The 25,278-nt window shown below is 43.6% G+C and carries 30 protein-coding genes; 21 read left to right on the top strand and 9 right to left on the bottom strand.

Annotated elements, in window-relative coordinates; genetic code table 11:
* Positions 1 to 14: 14 nt before the first annotated feature.
* Positions 15 to 206: a hypothetical protein gene (locus ACSQ2E_RS18070; protein ID WP_435992800.1), complete on the bottom strand. Its 192-nt coding sequence runs from the start codon at positions 204 to 206 to the stop codon at positions 15 to 17.
* A 301-nt stretch (positions 207 to 507) separates the two neighbouring features.
* On the opposite strand from ACSQ2E_RS18070, the gene ACSQ2E_RS18065 reads away from it, so the two are divergent.
* Entirely contained in the window at positions 508 to 891 is a 384-nt protein-coding gene (locus ACSQ2E_RS18065) for a hypothetical protein (RefSeq protein WP_435992798.1), read from the top strand.
* A 188-nt stretch (positions 892 to 1,079) separates the two neighbouring features.
* Positions 1,080 to 3,152: a hypothetical protein gene (locus ACSQ2E_RS18060; RefSeq protein ID WP_435992796.1), complete on the top strand. Its 2,073-nt coding sequence runs from the start codon at positions 1,080 to 1,082 to the stop codon at positions 3,150 to 3,152.
* Between the two features lie 509 nt (positions 3,153 to 3,661).
* On the opposite strand, the gene ACSQ2E_RS18055 is transcribed toward ACSQ2E_RS18060, so the two are convergent.
* Both ACSQ2E_RS18055 and ACSQ2E_RS18050 read right to left on the bottom strand, forming a co-directional pair.
* Positions 3,662 to 4,447 carry a hypothetical protein gene (locus ACSQ2E_RS18055; protein ID WP_435992794.1) on the bottom strand — a complete coding sequence of 262 codons (786 nt, stop codon included), beginning with the start codon at positions 4,445 to 4,447 and terminating at the stop codon, positions 3,662 to 3,664.
* 109 nt (positions 4,448 to 4,556) lie between these two features.
* Positions 4,557 to 4,697, bottom strand: coding sequence for a hypothetical protein (locus ACSQ2E_RS18050; RefSeq protein ID WP_435992792.1), 141 nt, complete (start codon positions 4,695 to 4,697; stop codon positions 4,557 to 4,559).
* Between the two features lie 583 nt (positions 4,698 to 5,280).
* Here ACSQ2E_RS18050 and ACSQ2E_RS18045 point away from each other — a divergent pair.
* From ACSQ2E_RS18045 to ACSQ2E_RS18000, 10 genes are all read left to right on the top strand, one after another.
* A complete protein-coding gene (locus tag ACSQ2E_RS18045) occupies positions 5,281 to 6,483 on the top strand; it encodes an MFS transporter (protein WP_435992790.1) in 1,203 nt (400 codons plus the stop codon).
* A 751-nt stretch (positions 6,484 to 7,234) separates the two neighbouring features.
* On the top strand, positions 7,235 to 7,675 hold the full coding sequence (locus tag ACSQ2E_RS18040) for a GyrI-like domain-containing protein (RefSeq protein ID WP_435992788.1): 441 nt from the start codon (positions 7,235 to 7,237) through the stop codon (positions 7,673 to 7,675).
* A gap of 118 nt (positions 7,676 to 7,793) precedes the next feature.
* On the top strand, positions 7,794 to 8,318 hold the full coding sequence (locus tag ACSQ2E_RS18035) for a DinB family protein (RefSeq protein ID WP_435992786.1): 525 nt from the start codon (positions 7,794 to 7,796) through the stop codon (positions 8,316 to 8,318).
* Positions 8,319 to 8,930 (top strand): HD domain-containing protein, encoded by a 612-nt coding sequence (locus ACSQ2E_RS18030; RefSeq protein WP_435992784.1) that lies wholly within the window; start codon positions 8,319 to 8,321, stop codon positions 8,928 to 8,930.
* Positions 8,931 to 9,050: 120 nt separating this feature from the next.
* Complete coding sequence (locus tag ACSQ2E_RS18025) at positions 9,051 to 9,332, top strand: hypothetical protein (RefSeq protein ID WP_435992782.1); 282 nt, start codon at positions 9,051 to 9,053, stop codon at positions 9,330 to 9,332.
* Positions 9,333 to 9,478: 146 nt separating this feature from the next.
* On the top strand, positions 9,479 to 9,664 hold the full coding sequence (locus ACSQ2E_RS18020) for a hypothetical protein (protein ID WP_435992778.1): 186 nt from the start codon (positions 9,479 to 9,481) through the stop codon (positions 9,662 to 9,664).
* Positions 9,661 to 10,452 carry an aminoglycoside N(3)-acetyltransferase gene (locus ACSQ2E_RS18015; RefSeq protein ID WP_435992776.1) on the top strand — a complete coding sequence of 264 codons (792 nt, stop codon included), beginning with the start codon at positions 9,661 to 9,663 and terminating at the stop codon, positions 10,450 to 10,452. Before ACSQ2E_RS18020 ends, ACSQ2E_RS18015 begins: the two co-directional genes overlap by 4 nt.
* Positions 10,453 to 10,466: 14 nt before the next feature.
* A complete protein-coding gene (locus tag ACSQ2E_RS18010) occupies positions 10,467 to 10,739 on the top strand; it encodes a hypothetical protein (RefSeq protein WP_435992774.1) in 273 nt (90 codons plus the stop codon).
* Between the two features lie 100 nt (positions 10,740 to 10,839).
* On the top strand, positions 10,840 to 11,091 hold the full coding sequence (locus ACSQ2E_RS18005) for a hypothetical protein (protein WP_435992772.1): 252 nt from the start codon (positions 10,840 to 10,842) through the stop codon (positions 11,089 to 11,091).
* A 111-nt stretch (positions 11,092 to 11,202) separates the two neighbouring features.
* Entirely contained in the window at positions 11,203 to 11,943 is a 741-nt protein-coding gene (locus ACSQ2E_RS18000; RefSeq protein WP_435992770.1) for a phosphotransferase family protein, read from the top strand.
* A gap of 42 nt (positions 11,944 to 11,985) precedes the next feature.
* Here the strand turns inward: ACSQ2E_RS18000 and ACSQ2E_RS17995 are convergent, their stop codons facing one another.
* The 3 genes from ACSQ2E_RS17995 to ACSQ2E_RS17985 all read right to left on the bottom strand — a co-directional run bounded on the left by ACSQ2E_RS17995 (position 11,986) and on the right by ACSQ2E_RS17985 (position 14,384).
* Complete coding sequence (locus ACSQ2E_RS17995) at positions 11,986 to 12,645, bottom strand: zf-HC2 domain-containing protein (protein ID WP_435992768.1); 660 nt, start codon at positions 12,643 to 12,645, stop codon at positions 11,986 to 11,988.
* Entirely contained in the window at positions 12,635 to 13,132 is a 498-nt protein-coding gene (locus ACSQ2E_RS17990) for an RNA polymerase sigma factor (protein WP_435992766.1), read from the bottom strand. The genes ACSQ2E_RS17995 and ACSQ2E_RS17990 overlap by 11 nt, the downstream gene beginning before the upstream one ends.
* 481 nt (positions 13,133 to 13,613) lie before the next feature.
* On the bottom strand, positions 13,614 to 14,384 hold the full coding sequence (locus tag ACSQ2E_RS17985; RefSeq protein ID WP_435992764.1) for an SGNH/GDSL hydrolase family protein: 771 nt from the start codon (positions 14,382 to 14,384) through the stop codon (positions 13,614 to 13,616).
* Between the two features lie 106 nt (positions 14,385 to 14,490).
* Between ACSQ2E_RS17985 and ACSQ2E_RS17980 the strand changes: the two genes are divergently transcribed.
* A complete protein-coding gene (locus ACSQ2E_RS17980; RefSeq protein WP_435992762.1) occupies positions 14,491 to 15,417 on the top strand; it encodes an ABC transporter ATP-binding protein in 927 nt (308 codons plus the stop codon).
* Positions 15,410 to 16,408 (top strand): ABC transporter permease, encoded by a 999-nt coding sequence (locus ACSQ2E_RS17975; RefSeq protein ID WP_435992760.1) that lies wholly within the window; start codon positions 15,410 to 15,412, stop codon positions 16,406 to 16,408. Before ACSQ2E_RS17980 ends, ACSQ2E_RS17975 begins: the two co-directional genes overlap by 8 nt.
* 115 nt (positions 16,409 to 16,523) lie before the next feature.
* On the opposite strand, the gene ACSQ2E_RS17970 is transcribed toward ACSQ2E_RS17975, so the two are convergent.
* The 3 genes from ACSQ2E_RS17970 to ACSQ2E_RS17960 are packed head-to-tail and all read right to left on the bottom strand — an operon-like array spanning position 16,524 to position 20,308.
* Complete coding sequence (locus ACSQ2E_RS17970; protein ID WP_435992758.1) at positions 16,524 to 17,891, bottom strand: PTS ascorbate transporter subunit IIC; 1,368 nt, start codon at positions 17,889 to 17,891, stop codon at positions 16,524 to 16,526.
* Between the two features lie 31 nt (positions 17,892 to 17,922).
* Positions 17,923 to 18,189 carry a PTS sugar transporter subunit IIB gene (locus tag ACSQ2E_RS17965; protein WP_060671682.1) on the bottom strand — a complete coding sequence of 89 codons (267 nt, stop codon included), beginning with the start codon at positions 18,187 to 18,189 and terminating at the stop codon, positions 17,923 to 17,925.
* A 19-nt stretch (positions 18,190 to 18,208) separates the two neighbouring features.
* A complete protein-coding gene (locus tag ACSQ2E_RS17960) occupies positions 18,209 to 20,308 on the bottom strand; it encodes a BglG family transcription antiterminator (RefSeq protein WP_435992756.1) in 2,100 nt (699 codons plus the stop codon).
* Between the two features lie 243 nt (positions 20,309 to 20,551).
* Here ACSQ2E_RS17960 and ACSQ2E_RS17955 point away from each other — a divergent pair, with 243 nt between their 5' ends.
* The 7 genes from ACSQ2E_RS17955 to ACSQ2E_RS17925 all read left to right on the top strand — a co-directional run bounded on the left by ACSQ2E_RS17955 (position 20,552) and on the right by ACSQ2E_RS17925 (position 25,276).
* A complete protein-coding gene (locus ACSQ2E_RS17955; protein WP_435992754.1) occupies positions 20,552 to 20,881 on the top strand; it encodes an HIT domain-containing protein in 330 nt (109 codons plus the stop codon).
* A 28-nt stretch (positions 20,882 to 20,909) separates the two neighbouring features.
* Entirely contained in the window at positions 20,910 to 21,329 is a 420-nt protein-coding gene (locus ACSQ2E_RS17950; RefSeq protein WP_435992752.1) for an HIT family protein, read from the top strand.
* Positions 21,330 to 21,393: 64 nt separating this feature from the next.
* The gene (locus tag ACSQ2E_RS17945) at positions 21,394 to 21,654 is read left to right on the top strand and encodes a SunI/YnzG family protein (RefSeq protein ID WP_435992750.1); all 261 of its coding nucleotides are present in this window, start codon (positions 21,394 to 21,396) and stop codon (positions 21,652 to 21,654) included.
* Entirely contained in the window at positions 21,655 to 21,819 is a 165-nt protein-coding gene (locus tag ACSQ2E_RS17940; protein ID WP_435992748.1) for a hypothetical protein, read from the top strand. It begins immediately after the preceding gene.
* A gap of 14 nt (positions 21,820 to 21,833) precedes the next feature.
* Positions 21,834 to 22,121, top strand: a complete 288-nt coding sequence (locus tag ACSQ2E_RS17935; protein WP_435992746.1) for a YesK family protein — start codon at positions 21,834 to 21,836, stop codon at positions 22,119 to 22,121.
* Between the two features lie 517 nt (positions 22,122 to 22,638).
* Entirely contained in the window at positions 22,639 to 24,369 is a 1,731-nt protein-coding gene (locus ACSQ2E_RS17930) for an ATP-binding protein (protein ID WP_435992744.1), read from the top strand.
* 115 nt (positions 24,370 to 24,484) lie between these two features.
* Positions 24,485 to 25,276 carry a phosphotransferase gene (locus ACSQ2E_RS17925; protein ID WP_435992742.1) on the top strand — a complete coding sequence of 264 codons (792 nt, stop codon included), beginning with the start codon at positions 24,485 to 24,487 and terminating at the stop codon, positions 25,274 to 25,276.
* Positions 25,277 to 25,278 lie beyond the last annotated feature (2 nt).

Here is a 25,278-nt window from a genome sequence, read left to right as displayed (position 1 = left end):
TCATCCTTTTACTATTAGTTACCGTAGACCACTTTCACGATTTTTCCACTTTTGTCATAAGTGACTTTTTTCCACTGACTTCCATCATTTGCACTTACATATAAGACAATTGTATAGCTCCCCGAAGTACTCCGGGAAGCTTCTTTCCAGGTGACGCCACCTTGACCTCCGCCGTCTTCAATGACTTTTGTTCCGTCACTCATCATAGCCCAACTCCTTTTGTTAGTTAATACCATTAATTTAATACATGACTATCATACTATAAAACTGCTGGATACATTTTCTATTTATAGGGTTATGGGATGAGGAAATCACCGGTTAAAATCGGGATAGCTATCGAAACCCTGTCGAGATATTAATATTTTAATAAAAGATGTATAGAGGATGGGTGAAATATAGGTAATTCGATAAGTTGGCATGAATATTGATAATCCCGCACGATTATTCCCATTCACGCCCGATAAATCTGAAACTCGCATGATTATTTACAATTCTGCTTGAAAGAGAGTGAGTTCCGCACTTTACCAGGAAACGCTTGCGAAAGGAATCTCCGCCATGTCGTATGATGGTTCGGGGACGTGTGATTTCGAGCGGGTCAGTGAGGACGAATTAAATGGAGAATGTCAGTTGCTTATCACGAACCATAGTGGGGATCCGGTGACATTAGAAATCGAATTCCTGGATTCCTATATTCCGGATACGGATCACCGTTTGACCTCCTTGATGAATAAGGGTGGTCCTTATAGAATCACGGTCGAAGCCGATCATGAAAAAACGGTAGAGTTCAAAGAGGTACTCGACGTATCAGATGTCCCCTATCACGTGGATGGGGGAGGTTTCATGAACGTCCACTTCAAGATTACGGATGGGGAGAGGGAACGGGTTTTATAAGGAAACTACACCTTCTATTGTAGCAGCTTCACCATTCAAAAAATTTCCTTTCAATCTCATCCATGGTTTATTCTCTTTTTAACTAGGTGAAACCCATAATTTTCCTTCAACTTCCTATAATACGCGAACTTTCTATGTTAGTGAGCATACACTATTCTGACAAGTTATAGGGAAGTAGGTATTGTATTGTGAAAAAGAAGGAACAAAAGAACAGTCTTTCATGTCGAATCCAGCTCCCCCCAAAGGGATGTCCGGGTTTATTCCCGCCAGAGGTTTGTGTTAATCCTGTCATCCAATTGGAAGAACTGGTTCTCATCAGTTGTGAGGCAACCATTAGTGGAAGAGTATTATGTGATCACGTGCCTGTGGGAGGGGTACAAGTTACTTTAACGTCTACCTTTCCTGAATTGGTCTTTAGTGATCCGACTCCGGTGACGGACAGGCAGGGGGTGTTTACCACCACGGTGACAGTCCCCCGAGGAACACCAATTACTCCTGATGTCCGGATTACTGCGACAGCCACTGTCTCAGAGGAAACGGTCAGTGATTCGATTTTTGTAAGGGTGGGGTGTGTCGAATGTAGAAATCCTGTTCTAACGCTTAACCCTGTAGAAGGGACGATCGGGTGTCCGGGGACGCAAATTTCAGGACGACTGACATGTGATGGGCAACCAGTACCGAATGCAGCCGTGTTGTTTACGATCGGGAACGATTCCACGAAGGTGGTGATCACTCCGAACCCGGCTATTACGAAGGCAGACGGAACCTATACGGCCACTTTGGTACCGTTCCTTGGGATTGACGCAACGATAACGGTGACGGCATCAACGACTGTCGGTGGAAATCCGGTGACGTCTGAGACCCAGCCTGTTACAGTAGAGTGTCTGCCGTGTCAAAACCCTGTCATTTCACTGGATGACCTTGAGCCGATCATTTGTGATGGACTCGTTACAGGACGTCTTCTGTGTGATGGAAGACCGGTGGCGGGGGTTCAGGTAAGGTTGAGCAGTCCGCTACTCGTCTTTGGATCGCCGACGGTCATCACGAATGCCAATGGTGAATTCTCAAGCCCCGTCAGTGTCCCACCAGGTACATCCGATCAGGTGACATCTTATACTGCAAGAGCTGAGGTAAATGGAATTTCAGTTTCCGATACCAATACGGTTGAAGTCAGCTGTCCACCGTGTCAAAACCCGATCATTCAATTAGATATCCCTGGTCCGATCAGTTGCAGAGCCGTTATTACGGGACGTGTCCTATGTGATGGTGCACCGGTTCCAGGCGTACAAGTGACCTTAAGCAGTCCACTTCTTATGTTCCAGCCATCTGTCGTCACGACTAATTTCAACGGTGAATATTCAAGTGTGGCCACCGTGCCGTTCCCGACGCCCATAACCGAAGGTGTTTCATATACTGCCAGCGCAACGGTGAATGGCATCTTTGTATCTAATACCAACTTTCTGCGTGCAGGATGTGTCGACTGTCCAAATCCAGCCATGAATCTAATCGTACCTCCAACCATCGGATGTTCCGGTACCCTCATGGGAAGAGTGGTCTGTGACGTGATGACACCGATTCCGAATGTACCGGTATTCTTTGATATCGTTCAATCCCATACCAACGTATTCATTGATCCGAATCCTGCGATTACCGGAGCGGATGGACGATACACTGCAACGATCATGGCCGTTGATGGGACGGTTGAAACCATTACGGTAAGAGCACGAGCAACCGTCGGGGGGATCCCCATCAGTGCAGGACCATTCAGTGTAAATGTGAACTGTCCTGTGCCACCGGAATGTTCTTGTAAATTCAAGCTGGATACTCAAGGTGGAGCGCAGCCTGGTGCGCAAATAAGAGTGACCCGATTCGGAATCGTCATGGATTATACGGGTACATTGAATGTCACCATAAACGAATGTGGGGCTTCTAGGGTGGGTCCTTGTAATCCTGCAGTGGATAACTTCAATTTCCTCTTCAATGCAAATAACGGGGATAACTTCCAATTCACCCAAGGTCGAAGAACAATGATTGCCTGTGAAGATAATTTTACCGTTGCCATTGTAGAAGGGTTGATCAATGGGCGGGTTAACAACGGTCCTTCCCGAACATTCGATGCGCAAATCAGAGCCACCCTCAACAATGTTACGGGTGACATCACCTTTGAAATCTTTGCGACTGATAATACGACGACCACTTTCCAGACACTCGTTCCGTTTACGGCACCTGGAAGTCCTCAGTCATTTATAACAGGTTGTTAAAATAGCGGGATGATTCTCGATGGAAGAAGTGGCGGGAAGCTCAGAACAGCTGGCGAAACTGGCTCAGGAATTAAACGGTCTCGTCCGGAAGTTTCAAGTGTAAAAGATAGATAGTGAAAGCCACAGAGGATGGATTCTCTGTGGCTTTGTTTTTACTAGTGTTCACGATCTTCTATAAGTGATAAAATGGAAACAAATTCCATAATGTGTCACGCTGAAAGGAGTCTCTTCATGTTTAAAAAAAGCATCCGATTCCCCCTAATCTATTTCGTTATTAAGATCCTCTACCAATTCATCAAAAACGAAGAAATCAGGTGGATAGAAAATATCAGTGTCTGCTTCTGCATTTTTTTATTTATGTTGTTGTTTCATTGGGCAGATAAACCTTATAAGTGGAAAAAAGATCATCATTGATCGGATAACGTTCAGGGGAAAGCCAAGTAGAAACGAAAGACGAAGAAAAAATGTGTGGGGCTGGGTGAATGAGAGGGAATTCATGCTCTAATATGTTACCGTTCCACCCGATTCTCAAGGTTGAATACCCGTTTATCGATGTCTGTCGTTTTCGCATTCACAAAGCGAAATTCGGAATCTATGGATTGCTTCGTCACTTTTAATAAAGCAAGTACTTCATCGGTTTGTGCAGCTTCAATCCGGTCGACGGTTGCTTTGATGTTTTTCAAGTCCGCTTGGGTAGATTTAAGATCAGAACGGATGCCGCTCACGTCCGCTTGGGTAGATTTAAGATCAGAACGGATACCGCTCACGTCCGCTTGGGTAGATTTAAGATCAGAACGGATACCGCTCACGTCCGCTTGGGTCTGATTCAGATCAGAACGGATAATGCTCACGTCCGCTTGGGTCTGATTCAGATCAGAACGGATGCCGCTCAAGTCCGCTTGGGTCTGATTCAGATCAGAACGGATAATGCTCACGTCCGCTTGGGTTTGATTCAGATCAGAACGGATAATGCTCACGTCCACTTGGGTTTGATTCAGATCAGAACGGATGCCGCTCACGTCCGTTTGGGTCTGATTCAGATCAGAACGGATAATGCTCACGTCCGCTTGGGTCTGATTCAGATCAGTACGGATGCCGCTCACGTCCGTTTGGATTTGATTCAGATCAGAACGAATACCGCTCACGTCCGCTTGGGTCTCTTTCAGATCGGACCGGATGCTGAGAACATCAGCTTGAGTCGTCTTCAGCTCACTTCGAAATTCCTTCATATCACTGCGCACTTCTTTCATCTCGCCACGTAAATCCAACAGTATTTCAAGTATCTGCTTCTCCATTTTTCTCACCTCCTTCCTATAATTATAAAACATCTGAATCGGACATTCTACCTTGAATCATTTCCTTTTTGGAAGAAAAAGGGGACGGTGAGCTCGCCCCTTTTCATCACTAATCACGCATGGATCCTGCTTCCCTTGAAGTCATGGCCCCTTGCCCTGCGGCGACATCTTTTTGAATTTGCTTTTTCACCTGCTGTGGGTCCGTCCCTGTTGTCATTGATTTCATCTCATTCTGATCAGGCTTTTTCATATACGAATCACCTCCAAATTTGTTTAGGCTCTTAGTATGGGCCTTGGTCCCAGGGGATATAAATTCTCCTCTTGTCCAAAAAAAGGAAGAGAGATATAATAAAAAAGAATCTTACATACTAAAGGGGGGAATATCATGCATACGTTCACTGTAGACATCAAAAAATACCGACTATTAATGATGTCTATTATTGGAATTTCAGCCGTCCTCGGGACACGTCTGTCCTTTTTTAGCTGATTTTTTATAGTGTGAACGAGTGTATGATTTCCTGGAATAGCGAGAGCCATGGGGAATGATTTCCTGTGGCTTTTTTTGATTTTATTCAGCCGCAGCGGCTAGTGGCTTGAGGTTTGCGACGTACCATTCAGCTGCTGAATTTCAGGGGATTTTTAGCAGCAGAATATCATAGGAATATCAGCAGCTGAAACCCGCCTGCGCTTTTTTTATCCAGCTCCGGCGGCTAAAGGCTCGAGGTCATAAGCTAAACAGGTCAAAAAGGCAAAAAACGCCTTTCCGCCCTGTTCATCTTATGCTTGTCGCCTTTGGGCAACCCGCCTGCGCTTTTATGAGAGGACGAAATAAAATGATGAAAATATTAAAAACAAAAAACAATATCTATTTACTATACTTTTATCTCTTTTTTGCCCAGCTGTTTTTCGACCGGGCGCTATGGGTCATCTATCTTGGCGATAAGGGGATGACATTAGGTGAGATCGGGGTCCTTGAGGCGCTGCTCCACTTGGCCATTGTGTTATTCGAGGTTCCGACAGGGATGATTGCCGATTTGTACGGGAGGAAGGTCAGCTTAGTGATTGGGAATCTGTTCAGTCTCCTGTACGGATTGTTCATGCTCCTCGGCGGTAACTTCTCCATGTTCACCCTGGCGTTTCTGTCCATGGGGCTCATGGTCACCCTTCATTCCGGAGCGGAGCAGGCATTTGCCTTCGATACATTGAAGAATGACAAACGGGAAAAGGATTATACCCGGGTGATCGGAAGCATGACGGCGATTTCCCTGTTATCCCTTAGCCTGGCGAAATTCCTAGGCGGTTTCATGGCGGAAGTGAGCTGGGAGTGGGTGTACGGGTCCACCATCGTCACCCACGTCTTGGCGGTCATTCCCTTGTTGTTCATGAAAGAACCGGAGAGGGAGAAGACCGAAGAGATCAGCGGACGCTGGTACAATCAGTGGGTCTATCAATTCCGGCTGGGGGTCAATGTTTGGAGAAATAATCGGGTCATTCACGCACCGGTTGTGCTTTTTATCCTGGCGAGTGCGGTCATGGTGATCATGGTATTTTACGGGCAGGAATACTTCGTGGAACTGGGGTATTCGTCCATCGTCGTGGGAGCGGTGTTTACCATCGAAGGACTTCTCGGAGTTGTCATGGCGAAGATTGCCTACAAGGTGGAGGAACGATTCAAGTTCTTCAACATCCTGTATTACGGATTGGGACTTTTTCTTGTGTTCTTCGTCCTGTTTATCTTTGCAACGGACTGGGCGATCCTGCTATCGTTTCTGATCCTTGCCCAGCTGTTGAGTTTGTTCGAACCGATTTTCAGCTCTTTCGTGCAGAGCTTTTTGAAAAGCAATATACGGTCGACTTTCCTTTCCCTGATCGGGTTGATGGAGAGCTTTGTCATCATGATCAGCTTCCCGCTGTTCGGCTATGCCATTGAACGGACAGGATTCACTGACGGATTCGCCTGGCTGCTGGTGCTTTTCTTTGTGTTGGCAGGTGGGTATTTGGTTGGTCAGAGGATGAAAATGAAGGGACGGGCCTAAGGAGGGAGTTCCTTGTCTTTTAAGGTGCATGTAAAATAAAGTACAGAATGATCATCATATTTAGAAGGTAGAACCTCGCCGCAGGAATTTGGCGAGGTTCTTTTTTTATCGTCATCTTTTAAATAAGATGTCTTGCCCTTAATAGAAGAAACAGTAAAAGAAAGATAAGCGGAGATTTTCCGGTTACATTCAATATATCCCTTGTTTTGAGGGGAATAGGCGGAGTTATGAGACCGTCGATTAACTACTTTTAATAAATGCTCCATATTTTAGACAAATAAAAATTTAAAATTTCGTTAGGTTTCAATGATCAATTTAGTATTACCCAGAGTATCTTGACCCCTTTTTTAGCCTTAACTGTCTGAAAATCGATTTAAATGCGTCTCAAGGGGATTTTTGTAAACGATCGTGACTCTCTAGTGCATTAAAATAGCAGTTGAGATTCAGTGAGGTCAAGTAAAAGTTTCACATTTTAATTAATCGACAGTCTCGTTATTCCGCCTATGTACTGAAAAGTCCACCATTTTTTGTCTTTATAGAGACAATAGGCGGAATTTTTCCGACTATTTCGGCTTTTTTTACTATACATTATGAAATAAGCGGAATTATTCCGTCTATATATCAGCTCTAGCACTTAATCTGATCTCCCAACCGAACGTGCAGGATTTATGATCCTTATTTTCAAGTAGGGGTTTTATATCCTTTTTAAAGGATAATTATGGTAAAATTGAACAAGCGGGGAGGAATATGAATGATTGCCAAATTGAAAAAAACATTTCGTTTTATAGGATTAAAGGGGGAAGGGGCCTTTAGTGATTTTAGTACGGAAGTGCCAAAGCATGCGCAAGAGTTTCTCAGAAGGTTACACGAAGTGAAAGCCGTCACTGGGCCGGAAATCGCTCTATATGAGCCGAAAAGGGACCATGCTCATGTCAATGGGATTTATTATGTCGGCGTCCAAGTAGATGAACCATTTACTAATGTTCCTGACGGGATGATTTATATGGAATTGGACGAAGACTATGCGACGATGAAAGGAACCGATATTGGAAATCTTCACAGAGATTTAAACAAGTGGATGGATGATCAGGGATATCACCGAAAATCAGAAGCATATATTGTGGAGACGTATCATCCATTGGAGGATGGCGTGGAAGAAGTGGCGGTTTACCTGCCGATTGAAGGAGCTTAAGATAAGCTTCTTTTTTTATATCTAATTCCATTGTATCACTCTTATCTTAAAAATATCAGTCTGTTAAAAATGGAGGTAATTGGTAAAATACAGGATAGATTGGTTAGGGGGAATGGATATGATTGATTATCGTATAAAAAATAACGGTGGTTACACAAAAACGATGGGGGAACTCGTTTCAATGCTGGAACATAGCCGGGCGGTGACAGTGGAGGAAATCAAGGATCTCACTGAAGAAGACTTGGATAAGAGGGCAGACGGCGATGTGAATACCATTGGATCACTTCTCCTCCATATTGCTTCCATTGAGTTTGTTCACGGGGTTATTTCATTTGAAGGACGGGACATCAACAAGGTTGAGTTGGAGAAATGGAAAGCCGCACTGGAACTCGGTGAGGAAGCAGGGAAGACTATAAAAGGACATCCCATTCAGTACTACATCAACGAGCTCTCAGCCGTCAGGGAGAAGACCTTGGCAGAGCTCATAAAAAGAAACGATGAATGGTTGTTCGAAGAGAATGAGTGGCCGAATGGTGTACCGTATAACCATTACTACCTCTGGTTTCACGTCATGGAAGACGAAATCAATCACCGGGGACAAATACGCAGCCTGAAACGGAGATTAAAGAAGGAGAAAATATAAATGAAAACAAATCTTTTAAACATATTGGAACTCATCAAACTAGGAGAAAAGCTGAAAACTGAAATGAGGCACAGCTGGCTTTCAAACGGAAGACAGGAAAGCGTCGCCGAGCATACGTGGAGAGTCTCCCTGATGGCCATGCTGATGGAACCGTATTTAACAGAGAAAGTGGATTCGGCGAAATTATTAAAAATGATCATCATTCATGATCTCGTTGAAGCAGAAGCCGGAGACATTCCGGCATTTGATACGATGAATGACCAAGCAGTGAAGGAACAGAAGGCATTCAATGAGAAGAAGTCCATTGAGAGAATACGGGATATGCAGGGAAATGCTTTAGGAGAAGAGCTATACGATCTCTGGCATGAGTTTGAAGAGAAAGAAACGTATGAAGCCAAAGTTGCTAATGCCTTGGATAAACTGGAAGCCCAGATCCAGCATAACGAAGCAGACATCTCTACCTGGCTTGATATTGAACATAGGATGAGTTTCATGATGGGCAAGCACGTGGGTTTTGACGGAACATTGCAGGTATTTAAAGATATTATTGAGGAAGAGGCTTACGCGAAGTTGAAAGTAGCTGGGATGGAGCCCGAAAAATTAAGGGGATGATGAGATATACAAGAATGGATTCTTTGCATTCCAGGTATACGGTAATATATATATAAGAAAATTTTAAACGGCGTTGATAGTATGGGAAAGATTTATTCTTCAGAAGATCTTATGAAGTAAATGGATAACATGAATAGTGAAAACTCTGTTGTTCAATTCTCGATCCCGGGTAAGGGGAAGTTTACTCTTGTATTACAAGAGGAGAGTGAACAAGCGATTTCAGAAGATAGTAAGAAAAATCCAGATTTAGAACGTATGACAAAAGAGAGTGAAGAGCAGTACAAACAAGGGCTGGGGATTTCTACTTCAGATCTTTTGAAATCACTATCAGAGAAGGATTTTAAGCGAAAAACGTGTAAGATACAGATCCCATTTTTCCGAAAATGGGGTTTTTTTTTATGAAAAACAAAGCACCGGTAGTATCAGAATCGTCACTGTAATTTTTGTATAGGTAAAATTATACAAAAAATGATTGTGAAATAACGCCTTGTTTGAAATAATTGGAATTATCAACTAAGAATACAAGAAAACAATCGGAGGAACCAACCATGAAAACAGGTACACTTTTATTCATAACAGGGTTACTACTCTTTATGCTGGGAATCTATTTATCTACATATATCCCAGACCTGGGTGTGTTATTAAGTGTCGGTGGTGGGATGATGCTTGGTGTCAGCAGTTATTTCATAGGGACGCATCAGGTGAAACCAAGTAAAAGGGTGAAAAAGCCATGAAAAAAGGAAGACTCATCACCAAAGAACATATTGTAAAAGATTTAAAGAGGATAGGCGTTACAAAGGGAATGACCGTCATCGTCCACTCATCCTTAAAATCAATCGGCAGAGTCATAGGCGGTCCGGTTTCCGTCATCCTGGCACTGGAAGAGGCAGTCGGTACAGAAGGAACCATCGTCATGCCGTCCCAAACCGAGCATCTTTGCGACCCGACGGAATATGGAAGTGGCTATAGCGATGAAGAGCTGGAACTCATTAGGGAAAACATGCCGACATTTCATCCTGATCTAACCCCGACCTCTTATATGGGTTTCATTCCTGAGACATTCAGAAAGCAAGATGGGGTGTACCGGAGTCCCCATCCACATACATCATTCGCTGCCTGGGGGAAAGATGCTGCCTGCATCACGCAGGAACATGGTTTCGACTTTTCCATGAATGAACACTCCCCATTAGGAAAGATATATGAACTGGATGGCTACATTCTCCTCCTTGGAGCCCCGACGAATTCAAATACCTCATTGCACCTCGCAGAATACAGGCAAAACAACTCGTTTGTGAAAGAAAAGATATGGGACGTCAAAATAAAAAAAGGCATGAAAGAAGTGTGGACGACGTATCGTGATATCAATAATGAGTCAGACGATTTTGACCGATTGTTTGAGGATTTTTATAGAGAAACAGATGCTGTGAAAGAGGGTATGGTCGGGGAAGCGAGGAGCTTTCTGATGCCCATGCGACAGATAGTGGACTACGCTGTTGGCTGGATGGATAAAAACAGGAAATGATGGGAGGATTCGAGATGACCTTTGATGTGTTTTCGTTGATACTCATCGGGGCGGTTGCTGGAGTTGTTTTACAGACTTTGCAGAAGTACAGTAGGGTACCATCATTTTTGAATGTGAAGCTTTTCGTCGTGTTGATCCTTTTATCAGCTGCATGCTGGGTCATCAGCATAGCGCTTGGTGGATGGATTGGTCTGAGTATGACGGGTATAGGATTGTCTGTGATGATGGTGGCTGTATCAGGGTTGGTCATTTCTATTTTGTTAAATTTGTTGTTCCGTGATATATGATCTGCAAATGAGTTCTTTCACAATGAGAAGAAGTCTTGTTGATTATAGAATGATTTTACAAGCTCAAACATATGTAGGTAAGAGAAAGGGAGGGTGCCATTTGAAAAAGTCATTAGGTACGGGTTCATTCATTTTATTTCTCATCGGTCTAGTATTCTATTTTTTAGCCCTGTTAGGAAAAGATACATTGTTACTGCCTGCGGTCATCACGGCAGTCGTAGGTTTTGTGGCAGGCTTGTTCGGAGAAAAAACAATCCAGAGAAAGATTGGCCTTTATGGAAATGGCCTCATATTAGTGGTCGGTCTGCTTCTTCCATTTGTGGTGACGACGTTTTTTTGGAATAAGCCTTAGAGGCCAAAAGCTTAACGTTAAGAACTTCTTGTGCAAAGAAGTTCTTTTGTTTTATAGAAATGATAAAGATGCACTCATGCTATTAATACATACACACTAGGAGGAGAAAAAATGAACCTGGGCACTCCAACCGCAACCGGAAACACAGCCAACGTCTATCTCTATGAAAAAAAAATTTACAAAGTCTTTAACGATTCCTTACCAGCCTATGAATCCATAAAAGAAGCAAAAAAGCAACAATATGCCCATTCTTGCGGGCTTCCTGTACCGGAAATATTTCATGTCACAAAAACAGACGGAAAACAGGTCATCATCATGGAACACATCAAAGGAAGAACACTAGGGGACCTTCTAACTGACAACATGGAAAAAGCAGAGTACTATATGAACATGTCCGTTGAAGTACAAATGAAGATTCATCAGATCACAGCTCATTCCATTGAACCGATGTCCGAAAAACTGCGACGCCAAATTGAATCTGCACCTGATTTGGAAGATGGGGTAAAGACTCGTTTACTGAAAAAACTAGATTCCATGACCTTTGAAAAAAAGCTCTGCCACGGAGATTTTCATTTATATAACTTAATCCTGTCAGAGAATAACGTCACCATCATCGACTGGGTTGATTCCAGTGCAGGGGATAGACGAGCTGACGTCTATCGGAGCTATCTCCTGTATTCCCGGGTCTCAGAGGACCTCGCTGATATGTACATGCGCCTTTATTGCGAGAAAAGCGGTCTGTGCAAAGATGAAATTTTCCAATGGGCACCCATAATCGCCGCGGCCAGATTGTCAGAGAGGGTTTCTTCCGAAGATCCAAAGCGACTATTAGAGATCGTGCAACAGATTTGATAAAAAGCCATGGTACCTGTCCCCATGGCTACTATACTCATACTATTGTCTTTTATTTTCCGGATTGTATAAATCTTTTACTAAGAGTTCTTTCGTGCTGTCTTTATATTGGATGGATATTTTGTCATCGTTAGTCAGTTTTTTTTCTTTCCCATTATCCAGTAGTAACGTGTTTTCATCCAAGAAAGTATACGTGATGTTGATCTCATCCTTTAGGTTTTCTGGTGTTGATAAATCTTCCCGCTTCTCATAGATGACCATCCAGTCAGTAAAGTCCCGATTCAGCTGTTCTTTTCTAATTAACAGATGTCGATTGTCTTGTTTTGATTTAAATGACAGAGTAACCGTGTTCCCTTGATTTTGAATTGTTGTTTGAACATCGTTTGCATCTGCTATCCACATTCTGATGAAGAGTAGGTAATAGCCGAGGATCAAAATGAGGAATAGGGATAGCAACGAGGTGACAATAGTGAGTATTTTTTTTCTGTTCTTTGATCTTACTTTTTTTAAGTAGTCGATATTTTTATCCTCTTTAGCCTGTTCATGTACGTTTTCCGACAACCATTCTTCTTGCATTTCATGTAAGTATTCTCGACAGTTTTTACACTGCTCCATATGTACTTCCATTTGTCTATTGGTCTCTTCACTCGTTAAATGTTCAATATAGCTCGGAACTAAATCTTTAAAAACATCATGATTCATACCTTTTATCACCCTTTCTTATTTGTTGTTTGGCACGGTAAAATGTGACTCTGGCCCAGTTTTCTGATTCTCCAAAAATAGAACCAATGTCTTTGAATGATAAATTTCCCAATAACCTAAGATAAAGGATTTCACGCTTTTTCTCGCTAAGTTGTTGTGCCTGCTTAAAAAATTGGATTTTGTCCTCATTTTGAATATATTGTTCTTCCAAACTGTTAACGGGAGCAGGTTCATCGCCTAGTGATTCCACTAACAAGTGCTTCTTATTTTCGCGATTTCCCTCTTGTAGCCAAACATTTTTAGCGATTGAACAGAGCCACGTTGAAAATTTCGCTTTTCCGTTTTCTTGAAAACGATCGATGGACTTAATGGCCTGATAAAATGTCTCTTGAGTCAACTCCTCAGCAGCTTGATGGTCGTTTGTCAGGGTCACTAAATATCTGAAAATAAAGTCTGCGTATTCTTGATAAACTCTCTCTTTATCCACATGTAACCTCCTTTCCGATCTGTTTTTAAAAGTCTAATCATCTATTTCTCCAAAAAAATGTTCATTCGTTACAATTTATTTTCTTTTTTTATTTGCTTTGACTACTTACAGACCTCAATAAATAGATTCAGGGTACAATAAGTAAGGGTTTGACAAAAAAAGGTACATCCACTAGATTACACCAAAAACATCATTTGGAGAATGGATTTTACTGAATAAAACTTCGAGCTATCCTCTGGGCTCGTAACGAAAAACAGCCACCCGCAACAAACACGGATGGCTGGTTCTGCCCTTTTGCGAAACCCCATGGGTACAGGTCCTTTGGTACACAAAAAGCAACGTTACCTGTCCACGTGGCTTTACAATGGCTATAGGAAATACTGCAAAAGTATGTTGAAAATAAGGTCTTCAAAGTGTTTCATCATTCCTTATCGGATACAAAATCCGCTCATGAGGCTTCAAGTATTCACCATTTCTCTGATCATTCTATAACATTTTTTTCAATGACAAGTGATAGGCTATCAGCTATTTGCTGATAAGTAGCATCATTTGGATGGAAGTTGTCACTTGAAAGATCGCGTTTGGCATCTGTTACCAAATTGAAGGTATCCACCACTTGAACGTCGTATTTTAAGCCTAATGTGCGGGCAGATTCATTCCATTTTTGGATGACAGAATCAAAGGACTCCCCGTCCGGTAATTCCTTAAAGGGATTATATAGTCCCATATAGAGGATGACGGCATCCTTATTTATGTCACGAATGGTTTCAAACGTTCTTTCCAAGTTAGGAATTTCAGTTTTCAGAATGCCAAGGGCGGCATCTTCTGAATAATTGTTTAAAATCTCACCGGAATTAAAGAGGTTATTTCCCCCAATCGTGATGGATATGATTTTGGCGTTCTTAAGAGATCGCCTGACATCCTTTTGTTCTAACTGGGCCAGTAAATCTTCAATCCTGGCACCACGTATACCTAAGTTTTGGTAGCGCTCCACCGTATTGGTTTCTTTAAGTGAATCTCCAACCAGCGGGACAAAACCTTCTCCTTTTGAAGATCCTACCCCCCTTGTCAATGAGTCGCCAAGTGCAATATACGTTTCTCCAGGAGTAGCGGGAGCTTCTTCTGATTCTGCTACTATCTTCTCTTCGGGAGGGTTGGCGATATCCGAATAGGCTCTTACAAATCCATATCCAAATAGGACGGTCAGTGCAAGGGAAAGGGTGATAAATAGTTGCCACATCCACTTTTTCATCTCTTAATCTCTCCTTCTATTATGATTGTACCAACTTTTACTCATGCTGAGTATTTATAAGAGCAATTGAGAAAAAAGTTCGTTAGAATAGATGTAGGGTGATGATATGAGCATAAAGCCAACTGTTCAATTGAAAAATGTAACGAAAGTAATAGGGAAAAAGAAGATTATTGATAATATATCATTTGACATATATCCAGGAGAAGTATTTGGGTTCCTTGGTCCCAATGGTGCTGGAAAAACGACTACGATTCGGATGCTCGTCGGTCTGATCAAGCCAACATCAGGAGTCATCAAAATCTGTGACTTTAATGTGAGAAAGCAATTTGTACAGGCGATGCAGCGCCTTGGTTCGATTGTTGAAAATCCAGAGTTATATAAGTATTTGACCGGTCGGGAAAATCTGCAACTATTTGCACGGATGCTGCCTGAGGTGGACAGTGAACGAATACAAGAGGTCATTGATCTGGTTGATCTGACTGCGCGAATTGATGACCAGGTACAGACCTATTCACTGGGGATGCGTCAGAGGCTTGGGATTGCACAAGCATTGTTAGGCCGGCCGGATGTGCTAATTTTGGATGAACCTACGAACGGGTTGGATCCAATGGGAATAAAGGATCTTCGTACATTTATCAGGAAACTGGTCGACGAAACCGGCCTTTCCGTTCTCGTATCCAGTCATATATTAAGTGAAATTGAAATGCTAGCCAATCGAGTGGCGATTATGAGCCGTGGGAGAATCGTGAAGGTAGGCAAGGTAAGTGATTTAGTGGATGCATTGTCATCAGGTGTGGACTGGAGAGTCAATGATGCTTTTCGTGCACTTGATCTCTTTAAAGCATCTCCATATGTCCAGGCTGCAGAACTGTACGATGATCATACGATCCATACTCTTATGGATGAAAGCAAAACGTCGATCCTGAATGAATCTTTACTGCAGTCGGGAATGGAGGTATGGACAATTGAAAGGAAGGTCCAGACATTGGAGGACTTATTTATTCGTTTGACAGGAGGCGATCATATTGTCTAATCCAAATATGATTGGTCTGATTCATAATGAAGTCATGAAAATTGCTTCCAAAAAACGCTTTGCGGTTGTCATCGCCATATTAATCATTCTAGTCTCTATGTTTACTTATGCACAATACCGGGAGATACAAGAGAAGATTGAAAAGCAGGGTACGCTGGACTGGCGAGTGGAACTGCAGCAGGAGATCGTCGATCGGCAAAACCGGCTGGCATCCAGTGGGATCCAGGATGAGGCCAGACAATTCCTTGAATTGGATTTGAAGCAAAAGCAATACTACTTGGACAACAATATCAATCCGAACTATCCTGGAGCACCTACATTTATCCGCATTTTTTTCTCGCAGGGACTCACACTGGTCCTGCCTTTACTCATCATTATCATGATGGCTGATGTTGTGAGTGGGGAATACAATGATGGGACCATCAAGACATTATTATCCCGACCGATCAAACGATGGAAGATCCTGATGGCTAAATGGCTGACGGTTTTACTGTATACATCGATGCTGATAGCAGCTACTGTAGTTGTCTGCTATGGGATTTCAGGGATTGTCCTCGGGTATGATGGCTGGACGGCACCTATTCTGACGGGCTTTCAAGTTTCTCCATCAGGTGAATTAACGACGACATCTATCCATACCCTCCCGATGTGGGAATACTTGCTGATGTCAGCGGGTCTTGCATGGGTCGTTACAGCGACTGTTGCAACCATAAGCCTGATGATTTCAGTCCTTGTGAAAAATACAGCTACTGGTATCGGGGCGATGATGGCTGTGTTGATTGCAGGCACCCTTTTATCTTCCATCGGTTCAAGCTGGACGAGCTCAAAGTATTTGGTGAATTTGAATTTTGATCTGATCAATTACTTAGAAGGTCAAGCTCCGCCAATCGAAGGGATGTCACTGCCGTTTTCATTAACAGTACTTGGAGTATGGACTGTCGCTTGCCTTGCCGTTGCGTTTTGGAATTTTACTCAGAAGGATATGTATTAAGTTCATCCTTTAATAATGTTTATTACTGAATCCTGTCCGCATCTGCATCGTAATGGAAGATGAAACAAAAAAAGTAGCCACCCTCCAACAAACTTAGAGGGTGGCTACTTTCATTTTATGCTACTTCTGTTTCTTTCTTCTCCCCAGTCCCTTTAGCCTTATAACTGATAAAGAACAGGACGGCCAGAAGGATAATGATTGAAACAAATACCATCATATTGGATTCGATCAATTTCACAAGGTTACCAAGAACGATACCGACTAAACCGAAGTCTGCATCTCCAAACGTGGTTCCTTGGAATCCTAATGAGCTTAGTACTGGTAACAAGAGTGCTGGCAGGAAGCTGATCATGACCCCGTTCGCCATGGAACCGATGACGGCACCGCGGCGTCCGCCGGTGGCATTTCCGAATACTCCGGCTGCTGCCCCTGTGAAGAAGTGAGGGACAAGTCCCGGAACGATGACCTTCAATCCCAGTAGTGGAAGGAAGAGCATGCTCACGAGTCCGGCGATGAAGCTGAATAGAAATCCGATGATGACGGCGTTCCCTGCGAATGGGAAGATGGCCGGGCAATCAAGGGCGGGTTTCGCATTCGGGACGACTTTGTCCGCGATCCCTTTGAAGGCCGGAACGATTTCACCAAGGAGCATGCGCACCCCTGCTAAAATGATGTACACACCGACGGCAAATGTAATCCCCTGCATAAAGGCGAAGACCAGGAAGTTCTGTCCCCCGCTTAATTCTCCTTCGACGAAAGCTGGACCTGCTGCGCCTGCTACGACGAAGAACAGGATGACCATCGTCAGGGAAACGGAGACAGATGTATCACGAAGGAATCCTAGTGATTTTGGCACTTTGATTTCTTCTGTCGATTTGCTTCCTTTTCCAACGGCTTTCCCGACCATCGCTGACACTAAATACCCGATCGATCCGAAGTGACCGACGGCAAAATCATCGGAACCGGTGACTTTGCGAGTGAACGGCTGAAGCATCGCAGGAGACAAGACCATCAGTGCCCCAAGGATGATCGAACCAAGAACGATCAGCGGTACTCCCGTAAATCCTCCGGTCGTCAGGATGACGGCGATCATGCAGGCCATGAACATGGTATGATGTCCGGTTAAGAAGATGTATTTAAAAGGACTGAATCGTGCAATAAGAATATTGACAACCATACCGAACAGCATAATCATCGCTGTTTCTGTTCCAAAGCTTTCCTGTGCAAGAGCTACGATCGCTTCGTTGTTCGGGATCACGCCGTCGACTTCGAAAGCGTGATTGAACATGCTGCTGAATTGCCCAAGGGACTGGACGAGTACATTCGCACCCGCCCCGAGGATGACGAAGCCCATGACCGTTTTCAGTGTTCCGGACACGACATCCCCTGAATTCTTGCGCTGGATGAGGAGCCCGATTAAGGCGAATAGACCGACAAGGATCGCAGGTGTACCGAGTATATCCTTCATTATGATATCTATCATTTATATCGCTCCTTCTTTTTTAAAAAATGGTCTAGATGTTTTGTTCCAATGCTGCACGCAATTCGTTCTTATCCATCAGGTTTCTTAACTTCACGACATTCTTACGGCCGTCTTCCAGGCTTTCGACGATATCTTCAGAGCCCAGGAAAAGGTCCGCCTGTTCCGTCTTGGCTGTTGTCAGATCCGTGTGGGAAACTTCTGCTTCTTTCCCCATATCCTTCAGTGCTGCCTTTACGTTCATTTCTACGATCATGCTGCTTCCTAATCCATTTCCACATACGACTAATACTTTTTTCATTTTCATTTCCTCCTCAGATTTATACTTCTACTGTTTGATTGATTAATTTAATGACGGTTTCTTGATCACTTGCTGCGATCAACTTTTCTACGTTGCCTTCATTTGATAATAGTTCTGTTAGCTGTGCGAGTGCCTTTAAGTGTGTTTGATTATCGATTGCCGCAAGCACGATGATGAGCTGGGCGCGATGCTTTTCTTTTTCGGAAAAATAAACCGGTTCCTCGAGTCGCAGGAAGCTCATCCCCAGCTGTTCGACACCTGTTTCAGGACGTGCGTGGGGGATCGCGATATTTGGTGCGATGACGATATAAGGACCCAATTCCTTCACGTTCGTGATCATCGCTTCCACATAATCCGGTCGGATCGATTGCTGTTCGACAAGGGGCTCACTCGCCACCTTGATGGCTTCCTCCCAATCCGCGACACGTTCTTTCAGCTGGATCGTCTGTTCTGTCAGTAATTCATTAAGCATAGGCTTTCTGAGCTCCTTTATCGTGGGAGTAGTTTGTTCTAAAAGCTGGACCAGTTCTTTTTTTAATGCGTTTTCCTGATGGATGGTTGCGTACCGTTTGATCACGTCCATCAGAAGGTCGGTCCGGTTCTTTTCGGTCGGCTTCGAGTCGAAAAGCTCGTTCATCCGCTGCATGACCCGTTCCTTTTCCAAGTTCGTCAGTATGGCGGGCACATGGATGACGGGAATGTCTTTTTCTTTTATATAATTGGTGGAAAAAATAATATCCGCCTCGTACTCGTTCGTTCGATAGTCCCTCATGGAGAGCGTCGTGATGACATTCAACCCGGCGATCAGGTTCTCGAGCTGTGTCCTGAGCATGTTCGAAGTCCCAATCCCGTTTTCACACACGATGAGTGCCTTGAACTTGGTTTCGACCTTCTTCTGCTCTTTCGTCAACCACCCTCCGAAATGAAGAGTGATATAGGCTGCTTCTTCATCCGGTACGGATTTTCCGACATACAGTTCCAGGTGTTTCATGACCCGCTTCGTCAGGTGAAAGATATCGGGGTACGTCGTTTGAATACTGCCGGACAGGTCATTCGCGATCGAGAGCCCGTACTTGAGCCGGTAAAACGTCGGCTTAATATGGGAGATAAGGTTTTCCTCAAGTCCCTGTTTGTCATCGAATACAACACAGGAGTAAAGCTGGAAATCATGGATCATCCGTTGAACGACTTCCTTGAGCCCGGATAGTTCCTGTTCCGTATAGCGGTTGAAGTTATCCTGTTGGACCTTGGATCCGAGCAGGTTCATCGTAATGAAGCAAACCTCATCATCCGGGAAAGCAACATCTAGTTTATTGGTGATATGAAGTGCTGCCCTGTAGGCTTCTGTCTGCTTCAGGACTTCTTTTTCTTCTTCCGGGACCGAAATGTACTTGTGTAATTCGATCCGCTTCATGATCATCAGGATCTGCAGGGAAAGAATCTCGACCATTTCATCTGTCAGCGTCAATCCCAATTCCTTTTCCGCTTCATAAAGAATTTCCCTCACGAGGCGTCTTTGCTCCGTATCCTGTGACCACGTATCGGCTTCCGGCTGGATCATCCTATGAACCTCATTCCGGACATTCTGCCAATCGTGGTGCGAAAAGATGGTGGCGAGGATTGTGGAAAGCATCGTTCGCTTTGCGTCCTCGGGACCTTTCAACCTGTAGCCAGATCCTTTTTTATAGTACAAGTGCAAACCTGCTTCGTGAAATTCCTGCTTGATGTCTTTAATCACCTTCGCGATCGTCCCCCGGCTCATGCTCGTCAAATCCATGAACCGCTGCATCGAGGCATCTTGTTCTTCCAACAGGATGGATGCTTTAATGAGGACTTCGCGCTCTTCTTTCGATAACTGATACTGCCAATCTTCAAAACTCTGATCCTTCGAAATCATCAACTTCGATTTCGAATCAGGGGGCAAATACAACCCCTTCCCATGCTGACTTTCAATCGGTTCCAACCCTTCCGTCCTCAACCAGTTGTTGATCTGATCAAGATCGTAATAAATGGTCCGCTGAGACAAGTTCATCTTCGCGACAAGTTCCTTCGTCGGGACCGGGTCGGGCGAATGTTGAATGATGGATAATAAGTGTGCACGTCTTTTATCCAATACCATGAGGATCCTCCTCTGATTAATTTTGCATATTTATATTCTTGTTTAGTAGATGATCATCTTATGAGTCTAGTATATAGGCATTTAACCAGTAATGAAAGGGGTTTCACTGTGTAGAGTTTGTATGGGCTGTTTTTGCAAAAATGAACAGTGAACCAAAACGGCATCCTTATGGGATTTTGTGATTGTCAAAGGGAGGGAGGTTTGAAATAATTGGAAGAGAAACCGTATCCGGGAGGTCAAACCATGTCGAATGATTTTTATTGTGATGAAGTGTTAAGCGGAAGAACCGAAGTGAATAAGGTGCTTGAAACAGACAATGTACTCGCCTACCATCACACAAGGCCCTTTTATCCTGTCCATATTGTAGCGATTCCAAAAAAACATATTCCTTCACTCCTTACACTTGAAGAAGAAGATGACGAATTATTGATTGAACTATTAAGCGTCATTAAAAAGGTTGCACGAATGGTTACAAATGAGCATGGTGCGTGTAAAGTCATCACAAATATGGGAGACTATCAGGATTCCAAGCATCTGCACTGGCATATTGTCTCTGGTAAGGCGTTGCGATAAGAACTGATAGTGAGAAAGGAGAAAACACATGACCAATCAAAAAACCTGTCCATTCTGTCATCCGGAAAAGGACAAAGACCAAAACATCGTATTCAAAAATGACTCCTGCTATTTCCTGCAGCATAACAAGCACCAGGATGTACTGGAAGGGTCCGGCGTGATTGTGCCGAAAAGTCATCACGCAAATGCATTCGAGTTAACAGAGAAAGAGTGGAACGATACATACGAATTATTACAAAAGGCAAAGACATACTTAGATGAAACGTATTCACCAGACGGCTATACGCTTGGCTGGAATGTCGGTGAGGTGTCCAATCAGTTCATTTTCCACTGCCACCTGCACGTGATTCCGAGATACAATGACGAACCGCTGGCTGGAAAAGGGGTTCGTTACTGGTTAAAGCAACCTGAAAACAAAAGGAAGAAAGAGACGTCAAGTTCAAAATAGGAAGAAATTTGAAACTTTCTGTATTCTTATCTCGTAGATATTGATATAGATAGGAGTGATTAGAATGGAAGTGAAGGTATTGAGGAACAATGAGAACCTGCGTATCAAATGGCAGTTAAGCCAAATAGACATCCCTCTTTCAGAGATCAAAGACGTAACGATGGATGATACATATGGTGGTGAAGATAAGAAGGCCATCCGAATCGGTCTGCCATATGGCCACACAGACAGAGTCGTCATCAAGACCCGTTCTGAAACGTATATTCTCTATACAAGCAATGATGGCTTGAAAGACAAGATCCTTTCATTCATGGAAGCAAGTTAGATGAGTTTGTGGATGTGGGTCGCCATTTCCTTACCATTGATCGGCGGTATCGTTGCCGCTAATTCCGGTAAGAAAAAAACGGAAAGAAAACATGTGATTGCCCTACTTGGGTTTATTATGGCCGTGATTCTCTTTTTCTTTTGGTGGTTTAACAGAGGGACTTAATAGGGGGTGGCAACATGTTAATGTTAGAGGGGTGGCTTCCAATCATTGTGCTTTTTTTCATTTCAGCTTGCCTGATTGTGGTGATGGCCAGGTATACCCGTAATCATATCGTATTGAGTGTGTCTGCACTATTGGGATTTGTCTGTTTAGGAACCATTCTTTACAGTATATTCATGGTAGGCGGCTGGGATGGGATGGCAATCGGTTTCTATGCCATTGCTGCGTTTCTTGGACTTTCGATCGGAACGGCTATCAGCCCTTTTGTTAAGAAAAAGACAAGAACTGATGAAAGGGTGGGTTGATGATTGCGATATTGATGGCGATTGGTGATGTTATCGCGGCAGTTGCCGGCTCGCTTTTAAAAGAAAGGAAGAAATGATCCACAATTCTACTATATAAGCCGTTTATCGAAAAAATCTCATCCACATCCAGCCATCCTCTTCAAACTATCCCGCTTCTCTCTATGGAAGCGGGATTTTTATATAATTTTTCCAAAAGTAATCCTAATTTACCATAAAGTAACGTTCGGGATACTAGGAAAATATATATAGTTTTCTTTCGTTTCTCAGTAAAATAGAAGTTGTGGATTCAATGCACCCACCTGAATAATGGAAGCGACTTCTTCAAAACGTCATATGGGCCAAAAAAATTTCAGGGAAGGCTTCATAAAATCGTTCAACAAGATCGCACGGAATCCGATATAGATAAGAAAGCATCCCTTGGCTTCTCCCGGGGCAAAAATCCGTCTCGAGAAGCATAACGAGATCACCTCACAAGGGCATCAACAGCTGCATGATCATAGCAAAAGGGGAGAGGTTAATGGAGTTTGTTCTGTTAGTCGCTATTTCATTCATTCCTGTCATCATATCAGGGTCGCTATTGTTCTATTCAAAATCCACCTTAAGCAAAGCTCTATCCTTATTTTTATTCCTATTATGTTTATGGCAGATTGATATTGCTTTTTTATATGCCAATGACTATTTTTCTCCAGAATTGATCGATCATGCATTCAGGATCTTCCGGATCGGCCCGATTCTGATCATGCCGGTCATGTACTATTTTGCATACTATCTTGTAGAAAGGCATGATGAATTAAGGAAATATCACCTGTTCTTTAATAAAGCGGCGCTCCTGTTCCTTGTTGGATTCAGTCTCATTGTATACGGGATAAATTTCACCAAGATCGGAGTCACCTCGTATGCGCTTGTTCCAGAAACGGCGTTCGCCCCTTCTCATTTCATTCCCGTGTATGGGATGCTTAACTCTACTTTTATCATTAATGTGCTATTGGTGTTTGTTCACACGTTTTTCCTTCTTGGGCTTACATTAAAGTTGCATGACTCTTTTTTCCGTCTTTTTTATTCGAAGCTTGTGTTTGGCTCCTTCTTTGTTTTCTTAAACGGGGTCATCAGCGGTTTTGGTGTGCTGCCTTTATATTTCTCAAGCTTCAATTCCATCCTTGTCGCTATCCTCCTGTTTCTCGGCTTCTTCCGAATGCAATCGGAACAGCTGAATGTGGCGAATGACAATCTCGTGAAACAAAGCAATCTGTTGGAAGAGATCATGAATATCAACCCGAACTATCTGGTTGTTTTGGATAAAGAGAATCGGATCGTAAAGATCAATCATTCCATTTGTGCCTTATTGTTGATATCCGGAGAACAGATGATGGGCATGACATTTTCCACCTTCCTCAAAACGTACCAGTTGAAAATCACTCGCGGTGAATTGCAGAAGCTGACCCGCATCAACGGGGAAGTCCATTATATCCAATGGGGCACCACGACCTTGCACTATCATGACAAGGAACTGTACACCCTCTTTTATGGAATCGACTTCACCAATCAGAAGCAGAATGAACAGCTTCTCCTCTCGACTGAAAAAAGTAAGGTCATCGGGGAACTCGCCGCAAGCATTGCACATGAAATCCGAAATCCGCTGACAACGGTGAGGGGATTCATCCAACTTATGAAAGAAAAAAACGTGGAAAGTCAGTATGAAGGGATCATGCTCGAAGAAATCGATCGGGTAAATGAAGTGTTGAAGGAGCTATTGCTGCTCTCAAGGCCCGAAGCGAATGACAATGCCCACCTCCGCGAAGAAGACATGCAGCTTAATATCCATCATGAAGTCAACCATGTCAGGATCCTGTTCGACGCCGTTGCCGCGGAGCAGAACAAGAGGATCTACTTGTCGAGTTCGCTCCCGTCTGACACGCAAGTTGCCTTTCATGAATCTCATTTTAAACAAGTGCTCCTCAATACGATCAAGAATAGCCTCGAAGCCGTCGAGGAAAAAGGCAAGATTAAAATCAAGCTAGATCAGTCGAACCAGTGCATCCGTGTCCGCATCATCGATAACGGCAAAGGCATTTCCAAAAAACGCCTGGCCCGGATCGGGGAACCTTACTTTACCAATAAAGACAAAGGGACCGGCATCGGCCTCACCATCTGCTTCAAGCTCATGAATGACTACAACGGAGAAATGTCCGTGAAAAGTAAAGTAGGCTGGGGAACGACCGTGACGCTCCTCTTACCGCAGAAAACCTGACCCTCTTGTGAAAACGAGAGGTTTTTTTCGTTGAAGTGAGTAGGGGATTGTGAAATGGTCTGAGTTTTGAAATAATTGGGATTGTAGGATTAAACTGGTTTCATGGAGGTAGCTTATGTCACACGAAGAAAAACTAACCGGCGGGAATGTCTCGACCGTCTACCGATCCGGAGATACTGTTCGTCGGAAACTGAAGCCTGAGAGTGCCAGGATTCACAAGCTTCTGAACCATCTCGAAAAGAAAGGATTCCTGCACTCGCCGGCGTTTCTCGGCATCGATGAGAAAGACAGGGAAATCTTATCCTTTATTGAAGGGGAAGCCGGGAATTATCCGTTAAAGGAATACATGTGGTCAGATGAGGTACTTAGGGGTATTGCGAAGATGCTCAGGAACTTTCATGACGACGTGAGCGATTTCCCCATCGACGACGGCTGGGAACCAATCGATCTCACACCAGAGCCATTTGAAGTGCTATGCCACAATGACTTTGCTATATACAACATTATCTTTAACAAACAGCATCCTGTAGGGATCATCGATTTCGACGTGGCGGGGCCCGGTCCAAGACGGTGGGACATCGCATATACATTGTACACCTGTGTACCTTTGAGCCGTGTCCGTTATTCAGAGGCGGGTGACGCTATGCATTACGACCGGGAACGGGATGCAGCGAGGATCAAAGAGCGGGTGAAACGGTTCTTTGAATCGTATGGTATTGATTTTGGAATGGAGGATCTTCAGATGGTCCTTCGCCGATTGGAAGCAATATGTCAAACCATCCACCGGAAAGCACGGGAAGGCGATCCTGCTTTTCAAAAGATGATAGAAGAAGGGCATGTGGAACATTATCAGAAGGATATCGCTTTTATTCGGGGGAATTTTAAAGATTGGGTAGAGGAGTCGTAAAT

The organism is Rossellomorea sp. LjRoot5 (genome assembly GCF_964253455.1).
GTDB lineage: Bacteria > Bacillota > Bacilli > Bacillales > Bacillaceae_B > Rossellomorea.
This window is presented reverse-complemented; position numbering and strand designations above follow the sequence as displayed.

Bases quoted from the DNA above. Each gene is read 5' to 3' on its own strand.
- ACSQ2E_RS17945 (WP_435992750.1), top strand. From the start codon at position 21,394: ATGGAAGTGAAGGTATTGAGGAACAATGAGAACCTGCGTATCAAATGG.
- ACSQ2E_RS17940 (WP_435992748.1), top strand. From the start codon at position 21,655: ATGAGTTTGTGGATGTGGGTCGCCATTTCCTTACCATTGATCGGCGGT.
- ACSQ2E_RS18040 (WP_435992788.1), top strand. From the start codon at position 7,235: ATGATTGCCAAATTGAAAAAAACATTTCGTTTTATAGGATTAAAGGGG.
- ACSQ2E_RS18010 (WP_435992774.1), top strand. From the start codon at position 10,467: ATGACCTTTGATGTGTTTTCGTTGATACTCATCGGGGCGGTTGCTGGA.
- ACSQ2E_RS17980 (WP_435992762.1), top strand. From the start codon at position 14,491: ATGAGCATAAAGCCAACTGTTCAATTGAAAAATGTAACGAAAGTAATA.
- ACSQ2E_RS17925 (WP_435992742.1), top strand. From the start codon at position 24,485: ATGTCACACGAAGAAAAACTAACCGGCGGGAATGTCTCGACCGTCTAC.
- ACSQ2E_RS17930 (WP_435992744.1), top strand. From the start codon at position 22,639: ATGGAGTTTGTTCTGTTAGTCGCTATTTCATTCATTCCTGTCATCATA.
- ACSQ2E_RS17950 (WP_435992752.1), top strand. From the start codon at position 20,910: ATGACCAATCAAAAAACCTGTCCATTCTGTCATCCGGAAAAGGACAAA.
- ACSQ2E_RS18030 (WP_435992784.1), top strand. From the start codon at position 8,319: ATGAAAACAAATCTTTTAAACATATTGGAACTCATCAAACTAGGAGAA.
- ACSQ2E_RS18045 (WP_435992790.1), top strand. From the start codon at position 5,281: ATGATGAAAATATTAAAAACAAAAAACAATATCTATTTACTATACTTT.
- ACSQ2E_RS17995 (WP_435992768.1), bottom strand. From the start codon at position 12,645: ATGAATCATGATGTTTTTAAAGATTTAGTTCCGAGCTATATTGAACAT.
- ACSQ2E_RS18035 (WP_435992786.1), top strand. From the start codon at position 7,794: ATGATTGATTATCGTATAAAAAATAACGGTGGTTACACAAAAACGATG.
- ACSQ2E_RS18070 (WP_435992800.1), bottom strand. From the start codon at position 206: ATGATGAGTGACGGAACAAAAGTCATTGAAGACGGCGGAGGTCAAGGT.
- ACSQ2E_RS17935 (WP_435992746.1), top strand. From the start codon at position 21,834: ATGTTAATGTTAGAGGGGTGGCTTCCAATCATTGTGCTTTTTTTCATT.
- ACSQ2E_RS17965 (WP_060671682.1), bottom strand. From the start codon at position 18,189: ATGAAAAAAGTATTAGTCGTATGTGGAAATGGATTAGGAAGCAGCATG.
- ACSQ2E_RS18015 (WP_435992776.1), top strand. From the start codon at position 9,661: ATGAAAAAAGGAAGACTCATCACCAAAGAACATATTGTAAAAGATTTA.
- ACSQ2E_RS18050 (WP_435992792.1), bottom strand. From the start codon at position 4,697: ATGAAAAAGCCTGATCAGAATGAGATGAAATCAATGACAACAGGGACG.
- ACSQ2E_RS18025 (WP_435992782.1), top strand. From the start codon at position 9,051: ATGGATAACATGAATAGTGAAAACTCTGTTGTTCAATTCTCGATCCCG.
- ACSQ2E_RS17970 (WP_435992758.1), bottom strand. From the start codon at position 17,891: ATGATAGATATCATAATGAAGGATATACTCGGTACACCTGCGATCCTT.
- ACSQ2E_RS18000 (WP_435992770.1), top strand. From the start codon at position 11,203: ATGAACCTGGGCACTCCAACCGCAACCGGAAACACAGCCAACGTCTAT.
- ACSQ2E_RS18055 (WP_435992794.1), bottom strand. From the start codon at position 4,447: ATGGAGAAGCAGATACTTGAAATACTGTTGGATTTACGTGGCGAGATG.
- ACSQ2E_RS17955 (WP_435992754.1), top strand. From the start codon at position 20,552: ATGTCGAATGATTTTTATTGTGATGAAGTGTTAAGCGGAAGAACCGAA.
- ACSQ2E_RS17960 (WP_435992756.1), bottom strand. From the start codon at position 20,308: ATGGTATTGGATAAAAGACGTGCACACTTATTATCCATCATTCAACAT.
- ACSQ2E_RS17985 (WP_435992764.1), bottom strand. From the start codon at position 14,384: ATGAAAAAGTGGATGTGGCAACTATTTATCACCCTTTCCCTTGCACTG.
- ACSQ2E_RS18020 (WP_435992778.1), top strand. From the start codon at position 9,479: ATGAAAACAGGTACACTTTTATTCATAACAGGGTTACTACTCTTTATG.